Genomic DNA, 14,720 nt, shown 5'->3' on the forward strand with positions numbered 1-14,720 from the left:
CCACGACATGAGTTTTCGAGTAGTTGCCGGTTATTTTGGCGAATTTAGTGATGAAGCGAAGCAGGCAAATCAGGATTTGGGTGTTATTGGGATTTCATTTCAGTATCAGTGCAATCTCGTTTATCCAGAAGGGGCTGGTCCCAACTTTGGCTTTCGGACGGACAAGCAAGCGATTGATGTCTTTGATGCATTGCACGTGGCGTACGATGGCTTTAAGGTGCAAGCTGGGCTAGTCAAAGCCATGGGTCTTGTGGATTATCAATTAATTGGTGGACGCTATGAACTCACAGGGCATGATTTTCGTGAATTGAGTTTGGCGGAAATTAATCAAAACTTAGCGGCCATGCCCGGATTATTAATCACAGGTCCAATGCCGATACGATATATCACGTATCAACGAACGACTGATTCGGTGGATACGACCACCTTTAGTGGGAACTGGACGTTAGGGGATAGCGTTGGCTTCCGCCAGTTAAACGACACGGCAGCCGAGTCACTGCAGGCACCAGTGGCGGCGTTGATTACGGCAATTGACCAGCTAGGCGGCACATTACAGCAAATTGACCAACCAACACCACAAGCTTCAACGGCGCTTCCGGCACATTTGAGTGATGATGTTCATCAGGCTAATGTTGATGCTTGGGTGGCTTTAACGCAGCCACAGGGTGACGAGCAGCAGGTTTTACAGGCGATTCACGCCGCAGAAATAGAGAACCAGCGCATGAATGAAGCACTGACTCGAGTTTATTTGAAGTAAGATGTTTCACGTGAAACAATTTTGTTTCGACGGATAATGGTGACACAATTAGGACTAAAATCAGAAAAGATCGTTAGCTTAACAAAAAATGCTTACCAGTGATCAATCACTAGTAAGCATTTTTTGTGTTGCCCCAACTTAAAGTCGGCTGTTGTAAATCAAGAAACTGATGTAGCATTTGTCGCCATCAGGTAAGTCGTAACCGGTATTTTCGTTACTACCGTCATTTTCATGTAAAACGACGAATTCACCTGAACCGTAATCTTGATCGTTTAAATATTTCACTAAACGTTCGTCACACTCAGCTAAGGTCTTGCCGGTAACGACGCGCCGGTTCCAACCACGATGGATTTCAGTATTTGGATTAAGCATCTTCTCAACTCCTCTTAATTATAAAGTCATCAATTGCGCTTGCCGCGCGGGTTGCTGCGCTAGGGCAGTACGCGTTAGGTCAGCGTCGACTTGGTGGGTAGGATTAAAAATAATGAAACGTTCGCCAACGGTTTGAACTTGTTGATAGTTGTGGCTCGCCATAATGATCGTCTTGCCAGCAACTTGTAGCCGTTGCAGTAGGGTCAGCATGTGCTGTTGAGCGGCGATCGTGAGGCCGTTCAACGGTTCATCTAACAATAAAATTTCCGGGTTTAATGCGAGCACGCTAGCTAGTGCCACGCGCTTCTTCTCGCCACCCGACAGTTGGTACGGGACGCGGTCGGCCAAGTCGCCGCAGTCAGTTAATGCCAAACAATCGTCGACACGTTGCTTGATGGTGGCCGCAGATAATCCCAGTTGGCGGGGCCCGAACGCAACTTCGGCCGCGACCGAAGTGTTAAACAACTGGACGTCAGTGTTTTGAAAGACCATCCCGATTTGTTGATGGAGTCGCTGGCGTTGTTGTGCGTTGGCAAGGTAGTCAGCCGTAATGGCTTGGTCGTGCAACCAGTAAGTGCCGCTGGTGGGACTCGCTAAACCGCTGAGGAGCCGTAACAATGTTGATTTGCCCGAGCCATTGGGACCCATGAGACACACAAACTTACCCGCATCAATCGTCAAATTGAGCGCGTTTAACCCACATGTATCAGGATAATCATAGCAAATATTTACCAATTTAATCAATACCACGTTAATGCCCCCAGAAAATAAAGACGGCCCACACGATTAATGCCGGTGTTAAGGCCAGATAATCACGCCAATGTGTTGAATGTGTCGTTGCCCGTGCATAATGTCCGTTGAAACCACGTGCTTCCATTGCCGCATAGAGTTCCAGCGCGTACGCGTAACTTTTGAGATATAAATTACCGAATAACGCACCAATCAAACGGTACGGATGAGCCGCTGGTGCCACGGTCCGTAATTCTAAGGCTTCCATCGTCAACAATAAATGTTGTCCGAGCATCCGCAAGTAAGTGATCGCAATGGCTAAAGTCATGATTAACAGGTCAGGGCAGTGGAGCGCCTTCAAGCCTGTTAATAACGCTTGAAACGGCGTTGTTAGACGGTAATACTGGGCGTTTGCCAGCATTAGACTGGTTTTGAGGCCGAAAAATAATAAGGTGCTGGGGCCAGCTAGCCAGTAGCTAGGCAAAACGAAGAGTAATGCCGCCGCAACGCTAATGAGCCAACTTTTGATAAAGTGGCGGAGTTGGTGCGGTGGTAACCATAATAATTGGCCACCAATCAGTAGGGCCAGTCCCCATAACAGGATGGCGTTACGGCTCACAGCAATCAAGATGACCAGCAGTAGTAACCGAATCAACTTGAACTGCGGGGCGATTTGCCAGCGCGTCGTAACGGTGACCGGCGTCGGCTGCGCGAGGCGGCTCAGTAATTGGCGTAAATGCTGCTGATTGCGTTGCCACCATTGATGCTTAGTAGCGGCGGTGGTGACTGTCGTGGTCGTTTGCAGCCACGCTGGCAGATCAGCGGTGTGACGGGTTGGTTTCATGTTGAAGGCCTCGAATCAAAAGTAGAAAAATCAAAATGGCAGTTATTCCAGATAAAATGTATCCCAGACTAACTGGTAATCCGGCAATCGTATAGTCGCTAAATAACGCTTGAAAGTGAAAGCCGTGGACCATCCCTTGTGGCGCGTGGGTGCTAATGTGTTGTTGCACCAGACGTTGCTGGAGTTCGTGAGGCGACCATTCACCCCAAGCAGTATTACTTGCTAGGAGGCCGAAAGGTGAAAGCACGGCTAGTCCCAGCAATAAAGCAATCCAGGGACGGTGATTTCGAAGCGTTGGCGTTTGATAGAGGTTGGTCGGCGCGACGCGTTTCACGAATTGAAAGACGAGTAACGTGAATACAACTTCGACCCAGCCCGCGACCAGTAAGTGGGCCGCTAGCATAGCCGGCACGGTGATGTTGAGGCCATACGGGCAATAGAGCGGGGCGCCACTTGTCGTATGAGCTAAGAGCGGTTGTAGTCCGAGCTCAATTCCTGCAACAAGTGCCGCCATGTTGATGCCCAAATAGGCGCCAACAGCGAGTCCTAATTTTTCATGGTGCCATTTTTGACCCAGCCGATAGCAAGCGTAACCGACGAACGGCATAATGACGGCCATATTCAGGGCATTGGCCCCAAAGGCGAGGATGCCGCCGTCGCCAAATAATAACGCTTGTAGCAGTAACGTCACGGTCAACGCAAGACAAGCCGCCCACGGTCCAATCAGCACCGCCAGTAGTGTGCCCCCAACGGCATGCGCCGTCGTCCCACCTGGGATCGGGAGGTTAAACATCATAATCAAAAATGCCAATGACGCGGCGATGCCGAGCATTGGCAGGGTTTCACGATGTGTTTTGAGTTGAACTTTGACTTTCAAGACGGCAACGGTCCAAACGGGGACCATCGCGGTGACCAACGTTCCGCAGGTCGCGGGACTTAAATAATTATCCGGAATATGCACGGATGAGCACCTCACTAATTTGCAATTTGGTCTAAGAGGTAGCTGACATCTTGAATAATAAACTTGTGATTTTGGACCGTAATCACGCCATCCGTGCGCAATTCTTTCAACATTCGATTAACGCTACTGCGGGAACTAATGCCACAGAAGCCCGCAATGTCATCATTTGTCACCACGAAGTCGATCAGGATACCATCGTTGACTTTGCGGCCAAATAAATCCACCAGACTATAAATAAACGCACAAATCGCGCCCTTCTTACCATTCATCACCATCCGCTGTAGGCGCAAAATGTTTTCAGACAACTTTTTGCGGTAGTAGTTCTTGACGTAATTTTGAAGCTCCGGCGTGCTGTTGACGTACTTCCAAAAGGCGACACGATTGACTTGATAGAAGGTCGCGTATTCGGATTCGATGCGGACGTTAAACGGCTGGTCAGTCGAACGGGAGACTTCATCACGCAACAGGGAGATCACATCCGGTTTGGCGATATAAGACAAATTATATTCGCGCCCGTCTTGCAAAATAATGCTGTTTTTGATGATGCCGTCCTTCAAAACGTAGGTGTAATGCTCGGCCAGACCATGGTAAGTCAAATAAGTGTGCCGTTTTTTCTGGATCGTCGGCACGTGATGGGCTTCCAAATAACTCAGTAAATATTCAATATCAGTTAATACCATCTTAGTTTTTCAGTTCTTTCGTGAATAAATTTAAGGTTGAGTGCATTAAAATAGCGATTCTCAACGCTAATCACGACAATGACGCTTCTTAAGCATAGCGGTTTTCGTGATTGTGACAATCGCATTTAAAGTATACATTTGTTAACTATTTTTGAAAACTTGAAATGTAGCGGACAACCGTCGCGACTACTAGTATAACAAAACGTGCATGCAAAAATTAGCTTTTGAGGAAAGAGGATGGCTCAAAGTCATGGTTTCAATTGATTTACCCTATGACAAGCGCACACTTACGGCTGAAATTAGCGATGAAAATTATGCCGGTAAGTTAGTGTCGCAAGCTGCAACATATCATAACAAATTATTAGAACAGGAAACGGTCGAACAATCATTAGACAATCCGATCGGCACGCCTAAGTTAGAAGAACTCGCACGTGGTAAGCACAATATCGTCATTATTAGCTCAGACCACACGCGCCCCGTTCCTTCCCACATTATCACGCCAATTCTATTGCGGCGGATTCGGTCAGTAGCACCGGATGCCCGGATTCGAATTCTAGTCGCGACCGGCTTCCATCGGCCTTCGACGCACGAAGAACTCGTTAATAAGTATGGTGAAGACATCGTCAATCATGAGGAAATCGTGATGCACGTTTCGACCGACGACAGTAGTATGGTCAAAATTGGCCAGCTGCCATCTGGTGGTGATTGTATTATTAATAAAGTCGCCGCTGAAGCGGACTTGCTGATCTCTGAAGGCTTCATTGAATCCCACTTTTTTGCTGGTTTTTCAGGTGGGCGCAAGTCGGTTTTGCCGGGCATCGCCTCATATAAGACAATCATGGCGAATCACTCGGGCGAATTTATTAATTCACCTAAAGCGCGGACTGGGAATTTAATGCATAATCCGATTCACAAAGACATGGTTTACGCTGCGCGGACAGCTAAGTTGGCGTTCATTATCAACGTCGTGTTAGACGAAGATAAAAAAATCATTGGCTCCTTTGCCGGCGATATGGAAGCGGCCCATAAAGTGGGTTGTGACTTTGTCAAAGAACTCTCCAGTGTGCCCGCGATCGACTGTGATATTGCCATCTCGACTAACGGTGGTTATCCGCTTGATCAAAATATTTATCAAGCCGTTAAAGGGATGACGGCGGCCGAAGCAACCAATAAGGAAGGCGGCACGATCATTATGGTAGCCGGTGCGCGTGATGGTCACGGTGGCGACGGCTTTTATCATAATTTAGCCGATGTTGACGACCCCAAGGAATTTTTGGACCAAGCAATCAACACGCCGCGGCTCAAGACGATTCCAGACCAGTGGACAGCGCAAATCTTTGCCCGCATCCTCGTGCATCATCACGTGATTTTTGTTTCTGATCTGGTCGATCCAGACTTGATTACCAATATGCACATGGAATTGGCGACGACCCTTGATGAAGCGATGGCAAAGGCCTATGCGCGTGAGGGACAAGCAGCCAAAGTAACGGTCGTTCCCGATGGCCTAGGCGTCATTGTGAAGTAGCATGGCGACCACGACAGAAATCCTACAACAAGTAGCGGCTGGGCAATTGAGTCCGACGGCGGCCGCACAACAGTTAGAAGCGGACAAGACAGCGGCACTGGGTTTTGCAAACGTCGATTTAGACCGGCAACGCCGCAATGGCTTTCCTGAGGTCATCTACGGTGCGGGTAAGACGGCCACCCAAATCGTCGGCATCGTTAAGGCGTTATCACAGCAGTCGGTATCGGCACCAACGTCAGCATTACCGATTTTAACGACCCGGTTATCTGCAGACAAATTTGCGGCGCTGCAGCCGGCATTGCCAACGGCCGTTTATCACGCGACGGCGCAGTGTATGACGGTCGGGGAACGACCTGCACCGAAGACTCAAGATTACATTGCCGTAGTGACGGCAGGAACGTCCGATCAACCGGTCGCCGAAGAAGCTGCGGTCACGGCCGAGACGTTTGGCAATCGCGTTGAGCGGGTCTATGACGTCGGCGTTGCCGGTATTCACCGTTTATTTGCCAAACTCGATGTGATTCGTGGCGCCCGGGTGGTGATCGTGATTGCTGGGATGGAAGGTGCGCTGGCCAGTGTTGTCGGCGGTTTAGTCGACAAACCGGTGATTGCTGTGCCCACGAGTATCGGTTATGGGACCAGCTTTCAAGGCATGACCGCGTTACTGACGATGCTCAATAGCTGTGCGTCGGGGATTACCGTGGTCAATATTGATAATGGTTTTGGCGCCGCCTATTCGGCTAGTATGATCAATCAAATGTAAGGTTCAGTTAACTGAACAAGGAGAAGACGAATGCAAACACTTTATTTAGATGCTTTTTCGGGAATCAGCGGTGATATGTTTCTGGGCGCGCTACTCGATTTAGGCCTTGATTTTGAGCAATTAAAAACCGAATTGGCTAAGTTACACGTGCACGGTTATGAATTAACCCGCCACCGGGAAGCTCAGAGTAGTATCTATGGCACGAGTTTTGACGTTCAGGTCGCTGGTGGCAAGGACCATGGCTTTGTGGAACAACATCATGAACATGGACATCATCATGAGCATGAGCATGAGCATGAGCATGAATGTGAACATAAACGTGAATGTGACCATGACCATAAACATGACCACGATCATGTGCATACACACGAGCATGACCATGCAGCCGGACATCATCACGATCACGAAGCGCGCCATTTAGCAGATATTGAACAGCTAATCGATACGAGTGACTTATCTGATACCGTGAAACAGCGGGCAAAAGCGATCTTTATGGAAATCGCGCATGCAGAGGCGGCGGTCCACCACATGCCACTAGCTGAGGTGCATTTTCATGAAGTGGGCGCACTGGATTCAATCGTCGACATTGTCGGTTGCTGCGTCGGGTTGGAATTGATGCAGATCGATACGATTCTGTCGTCACCCTTAAGTGATGGCAGCGGCTTTATCAACGTGGCTCACGGACAGATGCCAGTTCCCGTTCCGGCGGTGATGCAGATGCGAGTTGGAAGCGCGATTCCGATTCAGCAACGGTTAGATGTGCATACAGAATTGATCACGCCGACTGGGATGGGCATTGTGAAGACGTTAGTACAAGACTTCGGGCCGTTGCCAGAACGTGCCGTTGCCACGAAGGTCGGTTATGGGTTTGGCAAACGAGATACGGGTGGTTTTAACGCGTTGCGAGCGGTCTTATTCGAAAAAAAAAACTAAGTCAGCAAGTCGTTGAACAGACGGCCGATGCGGTCTTGATGATTGAGGCCAATCTGGATGACCAGACGGGTGAGGGACTGGGTTACGTGATGAACCAGTTATTAATGGCGGGCGCATACGATGTGTTTTTTACCCCGATTCAGATGAAAAAAGATCGGCCAGCGATTAAGTTAACGGTATTGGGAAACGTTGACGATCAAGACTTACTGACCAAGTTGATTTTACAGGAGACCACGACGATTGGTGTGCGTTACCAAACGTGGCAGCGCGCCATTATGCAACGGTATTTTTTGACCGTCGCAACGCCGTACGGGGCCGTTCGCGTTAAAGTGGCGACCTATCAAGATATTAAGAAGACAATGCCGGAATATGCGGATTGCGCACAGTTGGCACAACAGTTGCATATTCCGTTTAGGACGGTCTACCAGGCAGCATTGGTTGCTGTAGACCAAATTGAAGAGGAGGCGTAATTTTTTGGGACATCAGCTAATTGCCGAGTTTATGGGCACGGCCCTCATGATTATTTTTGGGGTGGGCGTTCATTGTAGTTCCGTGTTGAAAGGCACTAAGTACCGGGGTTCCGGTCATATTTTTGTGATTACAACGTGGGGGTTTGGGATCAGCATCGCACTGTTCATTTTTGGCAACGTTTGTATCAACCCGGCCATGGTGCTGGCGCAGTGTTTGCTAGGAAACCTGGCCTGGTCAGCGTTCATTCCGTATTCGATTGCCGAAGTATTGGGTGGTGTTGTCGGGTCAGTGATTGTTTGGATCATGTATGCCGACCATTTCAAAGCATCGACGGATGAAATCTCGCCAATCACGATTCGAAATTTATTCTGTACCGCGCCAGCCGTTCGGAACTTACCACGGAATTTCTTTGTGGAATTATTCGATACCTTTATTTTCATTTCTGGAATTTTAGCGATCTCTGAGATCAAAACGCCGGGGATCGTGCCAATTGGCGTTGGCCTGCTCGTTTGGGCGATTGGGATGGGACTAGGTGGCCCAACTGGTTTCGCGATGAACTTAGCGCGTGACATGGGGCCCCGGATTGCTCACGCGATTTTACCGATTGCGAACAAAGCGGATAGTGACTGGCAATATGGCATCATCGTTCCCGGCATCGCGCCATTTGTCGGTGCTGCCTGTGCCGCTTGGTTCATGCATGGCTTTTTTGGGATTAATTAAATTAAGAGAGAAGAATGGAATTTATGACAACTTTAGCAACGAAGAAAGCAACTTTAATCGCCGCCTTAAAAGATTTAAAACGGGTCACGGTGGCCTTTTCCGGCGGTATCGACAGTACCCTAGTTTTAAAAATGGCCTTGGATGTGTTGGGCCGTGATAACGTGATGGCAGTTGTCGCCAATTCAGAATTATTCACGGATGAAGAGTTCGACAAAGCCATCAGCTTAGCCGAAGAATTAGGCGCCGACGTACAAGGGACGACCCTCGATTATTTGAGTGACGACCACATCAAACACAATACGCCTGACAGTTGGTACTATGCTAAAAAACTATTCTACGACCGGTTGAACGCCATTGCTGAAAACAATGGGAGTGCCGCCGTCCTAGATGGCATGATCAAAAATGACGAAAATGATTATCGGCCAGGATTGAAGGCACGGACTGAAGCGGGCGCTCGGAGCTTATTACAAGAAGCCGACTTCTTCAAAACGGATGTACGGGCTTTAGCACAAGAACTTGGATTAACGAACTGGAACAAAGTGGCCTCATGCTCCGTATCTTCACGTTTCCCATATGGCACGACGTTGACGCATGACAACATTGCCCAAGTGATGGCCGCAGAAAAGTACTTGCGGGACTTAGGTTTCCCAACGGTGCGGGTTCGGTACCACGATGACATTGCGCGGATCGAATTACCAGAAGCACGCATCGGCGACTTCTTAGTCTTCAATGACCGCGTCAACCGTCAATTACAATCGTTAGGCTTCCGTTACGTGACCCTCGACTTAGGCGGCTTCCGTAGTGGTCGCATGAACGACACCTTGACGAAGGCCCAATTGGCAACCTTTGCTTAATAACTGATTCGGTCCACCATGGACGAGGAGGTGGCGGCAAGAGGACTTGTTCGTCCATGGCGCCAATGACGATGATACCAGCCGAATTTTTACCAATAATGGTCATTGGCTAACACCCCAAAAATGCACTTCAAGGCCGCCCTTGAAGTGCATTTTTCTTTTGATTCGATTTCATTTATGGAAATCACTGCTCAACAATGGTTAAAACGAGACCTGATTCGCGATATTAAAATTCGTTCTGGTAGAAAGTTGTTGAGATAACTGAATCGTGAAGACCTAACGTGGCGTCTCTTAGTCAAACGTCACCACGAGTTTACCGGCCACTTGGGCTGCTTGGAGTTGCTGCAGACCATCGACGAGCTGGTCGCGTTTCAAGACTTCGCTGATCAAGGGGTCGACTTTGCCGGCTTCAATCAGAGCTAACAGGGCGGCAGCCATTTGACCAAGGTCCGCGACTTGGGCGGGATTGCCGCTGCGATGGGCGCCACCCAAATCGAGCTTGCTAACGCTGACGACTTGGTTCTTTGGGAAAGTCTGAGGCGTATCGAGGACGCAAACCAGCTGTCCGTTGTAGGCCAAACGGGGTAGGTCAGCTTCAGGATTGCCGATCGTGTTGACAATCAAGTCGACGCCCCGTTGCTGAGTCAATGCTTGAATCTTAGCCGTCACGTCTTCATGGCGGTAATCGATTTGCGCATCAGGATGAAGCGGTGCGACAAAGGCCTGTTTGCGTTGCGAGACCGTCGTATAGACCGTTTTGCCCGCAGCTTTCGCCAACTGGATGGCCATACTGCCGACACCACCGGCACCCGCGTGAATGAGGACGGTGTGCACCGCATTCAGGTTGGCCTTGCGTAACAAAGCCTGATAGGCAGTCAAGCCAGCGCAGAGACTGGCCGCGGCAGTTTCGAAGCTGAGGGTCGTTGGAATTTTAGCGAGGGCGGCAGCGGGCAAGCAGGTATATTCTGCAAACGTCCCATCTTTAGCTAGGTTCGCGTGACCGCAGACCCGTTGACCAGGGGCGAAGTCAGTGACTTTAGCGCCGACTGCTTCAACGATTCCGGCCACGTCCAGGCCTAAAATGTGGGGGTATTTCCAGGCGTCATCGCCACCTAGGACTAATTTGTAATCAACCGGGTTGAGCCCGACTGCTTGTGTTTTAATCAAAACTTCGTCGGCTCCCAGCTCAGGCATGGGCCGTTCTTGCCATTCAAGCTGTTCTAAGGAACGATCTGATGGCGCAGGGACAACTAGTGCTTGCATCGACAATCACTCTTTTCTTTAAAGTTTAGTTGTCTTTATTATAACCATTACGTCAATGAAGATTAAACGATAATACGTTGCGTTCGCTCGAATAATGGGCTGACACAAAGATTGACGTTACCGGTTACAATCGGTAAACTAGAGGGTAACAATTGAATTCTCAAAACACTAGGGGTGTCCAAAAATGGGCTGAGATGGTGCTGTAAGTGCCGATCCCTTCGAACCTGTAAGCTCAAACTTGCGTAGGAAAGTGTCATTGCTACTATTAGCGACCACTGGATCGATGTAAGTTGATCAGTGGTCGTTTTTTATTAGCCGTGACCAGGACTAAGGAGGAGACTTGAAATGACGTTACAATTATTGAACACGTTGCGCGATCAAAATCCAATCGTTTTTAACATTGCCAACTTTGTTACGGTCCAGGATGTTGCCAATGGGTTGAATGCGCTGGGCGCGTCGCCCATTATGTCAGCAGAAGTACAGGAAGCGGAGTCAATGGTCCAAATTGCGGGGGCAGTTTGCATTAACATGGGGACGTTGACGACGCAACAGGTCAATCAAATGGCCGTTGTTGGAAAGTTGGCTAATCAGTATCATAAGCCAGTTGTGCTGGACCCGGTTGCGGTGGGGGCGGTGCCTTATCGTAAACAAGTCGCTTTGGACCTATTAGCCAAGTTTTCGGTCGATGTGATTCGGGGAAATGCGGGCGAAATTGCCGCGCTAGCTGACATCGACTGGCAAGCGAAAGGTATTGATGCCGGTGCGGGCCAGGGTGACGTGGTCGAAATTGCCAAACGGTGTGCGCAGCAATTTAACTGTTGTGTGATTTTGTCGGGCCCTACGGATGTTATTACGGACGGCAAACGGGTCGCTAAAGTTGCCAATGGGACGCCACTCTTTCAGCTACACGTCGGGTCGGGAGATTTGTTATCCAGCATCGTTGCTGCGTTTGCCGCGGTCAGTCCAACAGCTATTTATGACGCGGCTCAAGTGGCCTGTGTCGTCTTGGCGGGTGCCGGCGAACTGGTCGCGAGTCAGATGACGGCTGCGCGGCCAGCGACGTTTGCCATCGATTTGATCGACCGGCTGAGCCTCGTCTCGGTGCAAGAGATTCAAGCAATTGCAAAATTAAACTAAATAAGTGAAGGGTCGCGAGAGTTTTATGAATGAATTTCCACAAGTTGCAACGATTGCCGGGACGGATAGCGGCGGTGGCGCCGGTGTCATGGCTGATTTGAAAACGATGCAAGCCCGGCACGTCTTTGGGACCGCAGTCGTCGTTGCAGTGACGGCGCAAAATACGTTGGGCGTGCAAGATTTTATGGCGATGCCAACTAAATTGATCGATGAACAGTTTGCCTCATTGGCGGCGGATTTGAAGATTCGCGCTTGTAAGACTGGGATGTTGGCGGATGCTGAACACGTCCATGCCGTTGTTGAAAATTTAAAACGAGTCGATTTTGGACCACTGACGGTCGATCCAGTCATGATTGCCAAAGGTGGCGCAGCACTGCTGGCTGAAGATGCTATTCAGACGGTTCGTGATGAGTTGCTCCCATTAGCAACGGTGGTGACGCCCAACTTACCAGAAGCTGAACGGTTGACGGGACACCACATCACCAGTAATCAAGACATGGTTGCAGCCGGGCACGCACTACAGGATTTGGGTGCGACGACGGTCATTATTAAGGGCGGCCACGGCGACAATCCGGATTTGGCGAATGACTTTGTGTTGTTGGCGGATGGAACTGCCTTTTGGATGTCGGCACCCCGAATCGAAACGGTGCGGACGCATGGCACTGGCGATACGTTGTCGGCTTGCATCACCGCAGAACTCGCGAAGGGTCAGTCCATGGCAGCTGCCATTCAGACAGCGAAAGCTTACGTGGCGGGAACGATTCAAGACGGTATCCAAGTTGGGCATGGTCACGGTCCCTTAAATCATTGGGCAGCGCTCAGTGAGGAGGTGACCATCCATGACGCTTGAGTTTGAACCAGCCCAACTACGCGCCTACTTTGTTTGTGGCACACAAGACGTGGTGGGCCGCGACTTAGAAACGGTCGTCCAAACGGCCCTCGACGCCGGCATTACGGCATTTCAATATCGTGATAAGGGCGCTAGTCAGTTGACGGCCGCCCAACGGTTGACGCTTGGTGAGCGGTTACGCCAGCGCTGTGCGGACGCGCACGTTCCGTTTATTGTGGATGATGATGTGGAACTGGCCTTAGGATTGCAGGCGGATGGCATTCACGTTGGTCAAAGCGATGACCGCGTGACACAAGTGATTGAACGGGTCGCAGGACAATTATTTGTGGGACTATCTTGTTCGACATTAGCAGAAATTAAAGTGGCTAATCAGATTGATGGCATTGCTTATATCGGCAGTGGGCCAATTTTCCCGACCAATTCGAAAGATGACGCGGATCCGGTCGTTGGGTTAGCTGGCTTACGCGAATTAGTGGCAGCGTCACAACGGCCGATTGTCGCAATTGGTGGGATTACGGTCGACCAGCTGCCGGCGATTGCGGCGACGGGAGCTGCGGGTGCAGCGGTGATTTCAATGCTAGCGCAGAGCCCTGATATGGCTGCGACGGTTAAGGCGATGTTGACGGCAAGTGAGGCGCGACTATGAAGACGGGGCGCTTGTTTCGTAGTCAATTCTTGCTCTGGCTCGGGGCGGCCATCTCAATTGCCGAAATCCTGACGGGAACGTTGATTGCGCCGTTAGGGTTAACGCGCGGGTTAGCGGCAATTATTCTCGGACACCTGATTGGCTGTGGCCTATTTTTGGTGCCAGCTGGGTACTTAGGTGCCAAGCTGCACCGCTCGGCGTTGGCTTCAGCTGAGCTGGCGTTTGGTCAGGGTGGTGTCTGGCTAGCTTCTGGGCTAAATGCTTTACAACTGGTCGGTTGGACCGCCGTCATGATCGTCAATGCCCAGCTAGCAATGAACAGTATCAGCGGGCAGCTATTTGGCTTCAAAAGTCCTATCTTGATGGCAACGATTGTGGCTGTTCTGATTATCGGTTGGTTATTGATGGGCAGTCAGCTCCTATTCAAAATCAACAATTTCGTGGTCGGTTTACTCGTGATTGGGACCGTCCTGATGCTCACGATGGTCTTCATGGCTCCCGCCACCGCACATTCGCTACCGGCAGACAGCCTGACTTTTGGTCAAGCAGTCGAGCTAAACGTCACGATGGCACTGTCCTGGTTACCGCTGATTGGGGATTACACGCAGCGGGTTGACCGACCGTTACCCGTTGCACTGGTCAGCGCTGGGGGCTACATGCTCGGCAGCATCGTGATGTTTGTGACTGGTTTGTTAGTCGTTTTGCGAACAGGCCAAACCGATATCACGGCCCTGTTGACGCGCTCAGGTCTCGGGCTGATTGCGTTACTGATCATCGTCTTCTCAACGGTCACGACGACTTTCCTGGATACGTATTCGGCGGCCACCAGTCTAGCGAATTTGACCGGTAGTCGGCATATTAACCGACTCGCAATCGGCGTGACCGTCGTGGGGCTAGTGATTGCGTTGACCGTGGCCATGACCTACTATGAGAATTTCTTGTACCTGATTGGTTCGGTCTTCACACCATTATACGCGATTATCTTCGTCACCTACTTTATTCGCAAAGCAACGCTACCATACTGGCTCAATTTTAGTTGGTGGGTGATTGGCATCGTTGCGTACTATCAACTCCAAAAACTAGACTTTATTGGTGGCACGACGCTATTAGTGCTAGTCTGTTTAGGGTTAGCGGTCTGGTTGAGTGGCTTAGTCGTCAAACTAGCGCCACTGACGCGTGGCGAGCTTAGTCGTTGACAATTTCTAATAAAAAGTA

General features: G+C 50.0%; 17 protein-coding genes and 1 riboswitch. Of the genes, 11 read left to right on the forward strand and 6 right to left on the reverse strand.

The window, feature by feature from the left end; translation table 11 throughout:
* Nucleotides 1-7: 7 nt before the first annotated feature.
* Nucleotides 8-757, forward strand: coding sequence for a hypothetical protein (locus tag KGF70_RS04800; RefSeq protein ID WP_216767829.1), 750 nt, complete (start codon nucleotides 8-10; stop codon nucleotides 755-757).
* A gap of 138 nt (nucleotides 758-895) precedes the next feature.
* Here the strand turns inward: KGF70_RS04800 and KGF70_RS04805 are convergent, their stop codons facing one another.
* Genes KGF70_RS04805 through KGF70_RS04825 form a run of 5 tightly spaced genes read right to left on the reverse strand, consistent with a single transcriptional unit; the run spans nucleotide 896 to nucleotide 4,343 of the window.
* Nucleotides 896-1,129: a hypothetical protein gene (locus KGF70_RS04805; protein ID WP_003637349.1), complete on the reverse strand. Its 234-nt coding sequence runs from the start codon at nucleotides 1,127-1,129 to the stop codon at nucleotides 896-898.
* Nucleotides 1,130-1,147: 18 nt separating this feature from the next.
* Nucleotides 1,148-1,879, reverse strand: coding sequence for an ABC transporter ATP-binding protein (locus tag KGF70_RS04810; RefSeq protein ID WP_216786416.1), 732 nt, complete (start codon nucleotides 1,877-1,879; stop codon nucleotides 1,148-1,150).
* Nucleotide 1,880: 1 nt separating this feature from the next.
* Complete coding sequence (locus tag KGF70_RS04815; RefSeq protein ID WP_216767830.1) at nucleotides 1,881-2,702, reverse strand: energy-coupling factor transporter transmembrane component T; 822 nt, start codon at nucleotides 2,700-2,702, stop codon at nucleotides 1,881-1,883.
* Nucleotides 2,677-3,663, reverse strand: a complete 987-nt coding sequence (gene cbiM / locus KGF70_RS04820; protein ID WP_216767831.1) for a cobalt transporter CbiM — start codon at nucleotides 3,661-3,663, stop codon at nucleotides 2,677-2,679. Before cbiM ends, KGF70_RS04815 begins: the two co-directional genes overlap by 26 nt.
* A gap of 14 nt (nucleotides 3,664-3,677) precedes the next feature.
* A complete protein-coding gene (locus tag KGF70_RS04825; protein WP_003637353.1) occupies nucleotides 3,678-4,343 on the reverse strand; it encodes a Crp/Fnr family transcriptional regulator in 666 nt (221 codons plus the stop codon).
* A 250-nt stretch (nucleotides 4,344-4,593) separates the two neighbouring features.
* Here KGF70_RS04825 and larA point away from each other — a divergent pair, with 250 nt between their 5' ends.
* From larA to larE, 6 genes are read left to right on the forward strand one after another with little or no spacing between them, the layout of a single operon-like run.
* Nucleotides 4,594-5,868: a nickel-dependent lactate racemase gene (larA, locus tag KGF70_RS04830; protein WP_216767832.1), complete on the forward strand. Its 1,275-nt coding sequence runs from the start codon at nucleotides 4,594-4,596 to the stop codon at nucleotides 5,866-5,868.
* A 1-nt stretch (nucleotide 5,869) separates the two neighbouring features.
* Nucleotides 5,870-6,631: a nickel pincer cofactor biosynthesis protein LarB gene (gene larB, locus KGF70_RS04835; RefSeq protein ID WP_050337986.1), complete on the forward strand. Its 762-nt coding sequence runs from the start codon at nucleotides 5,870-5,872 to the stop codon at nucleotides 6,629-6,631.
* Between the two features lie 30 nt (nucleotides 6,632-6,661).
* Nucleotides 6,662-7,564 carry a LarC family nickel insertion protein gene (locus tag KGF70_RS04840; RefSeq protein ID WP_216767833.1) on the forward strand — a complete coding sequence of 301 codons (903 nt, stop codon included), beginning with the start codon at nucleotides 6,662-6,664 and terminating at the stop codon, nucleotides 7,562-7,564.
* A 38-nt stretch (nucleotides 7,565-7,602) separates the two neighbouring features.
* Nucleotides 7,603-8,034, forward strand: a complete 432-nt coding sequence (gene larC, locus KGF70_RS04845; protein WP_253954711.1) for a nickel insertion protein — start codon at nucleotides 7,603-7,605, stop codon at nucleotides 8,032-8,034.
* Between the two features lie 4 nt (nucleotides 8,035-8,038).
* Nucleotides 8,039-8,755, forward strand: coding sequence for a D/L-lactic acid transporter LarD (gene larD / locus KGF70_RS04850; RefSeq protein WP_216767834.1), 717 nt, complete (start codon nucleotides 8,039-8,041; stop codon nucleotides 8,753-8,755).
* 23 nt (nucleotides 8,756-8,778) lie between these two features.
* Nucleotides 8,779-9,609, forward strand: a complete 831-nt coding sequence (gene larE / locus KGF70_RS04855) for an ATP-dependent sacrificial sulfur transferase LarE (protein ID WP_216767835.1) — start codon at nucleotides 8,779-8,781, stop codon at nucleotides 9,607-9,609.
* A gap of 291 nt (nucleotides 9,610-9,900) precedes the next feature.
* Here larE and KGF70_RS04860 read toward each other — a convergent pair whose 3' ends face one another.
* Nucleotides 9,901-10,872 (reverse strand): zinc-binding dehydrogenase, encoded by a 972-nt coding sequence (locus tag KGF70_RS04860; RefSeq protein WP_105922081.1) that lies wholly within the window; start codon nucleotides 10,870-10,872, stop codon nucleotides 9,901-9,903.
* 160 nt (nucleotides 10,873-11,032) lie between these two features.
* Nucleotides 11,033-11,138: riboswitch (TPP riboswitch) on the forward strand.
* A gap of 79 nt (nucleotides 11,139-11,217) precedes the next feature.
* Between KGF70_RS04860 and thiM the strand changes: the two genes are divergently transcribed.
* From thiM to cytX, 4 genes are read left to right on the forward strand one after another with little or no spacing between them, the layout of a single operon-like run.
* A complete protein-coding gene (gene thiM, locus KGF70_RS04865; RefSeq protein ID WP_122212047.1) occupies nucleotides 11,218-12,009 on the forward strand; it encodes a hydroxyethylthiazole kinase in 792 nt (263 codons plus the stop codon).
* Between the two features lie 25 nt (nucleotides 12,010-12,034).
* Nucleotides 12,035-12,859 carry a bifunctional hydroxymethylpyrimidine kinase/phosphomethylpyrimidine kinase gene (gene thiD / locus KGF70_RS04870; protein ID WP_216767836.1) on the forward strand — a complete coding sequence of 275 codons (825 nt, stop codon included), beginning with the start codon at nucleotides 12,035-12,037 and terminating at the stop codon, nucleotides 12,857-12,859.
* Nucleotides 12,849-13,505, forward strand: a complete 657-nt coding sequence (thiE, locus tag KGF70_RS04875) for a thiamine phosphate synthase (RefSeq protein WP_216767837.1) — start codon at nucleotides 12,849-12,851, stop codon at nucleotides 13,503-13,505. Before thiD ends, thiE begins: the two co-directional genes overlap by 11 nt.
* The gene (gene cytX / locus KGF70_RS04880; RefSeq protein ID WP_216767838.1) at nucleotides 13,502-14,701 is read left to right on the forward strand and encodes a putative hydroxymethylpyrimidine transporter CytX; all 1,200 of its coding nucleotides are present in this window, start codon (nucleotides 13,502-13,504) and stop codon (nucleotides 14,699-14,701) included. The genes thiE and cytX overlap by 4 nt, the downstream gene beginning before the upstream one ends.
* Nucleotides 14,702-14,720: the final 19 nt, after the last annotated feature.

It is taken from the genome of Lactiplantibacillus sp. 7.2.4 (genome assembly GCF_018991185.1).
Lineage (GTDB): Bacteria > Bacillota > Bacilli > Lactobacillales > Lactobacillaceae > Lactiplantibacillus > Lactiplantibacillus pentosus.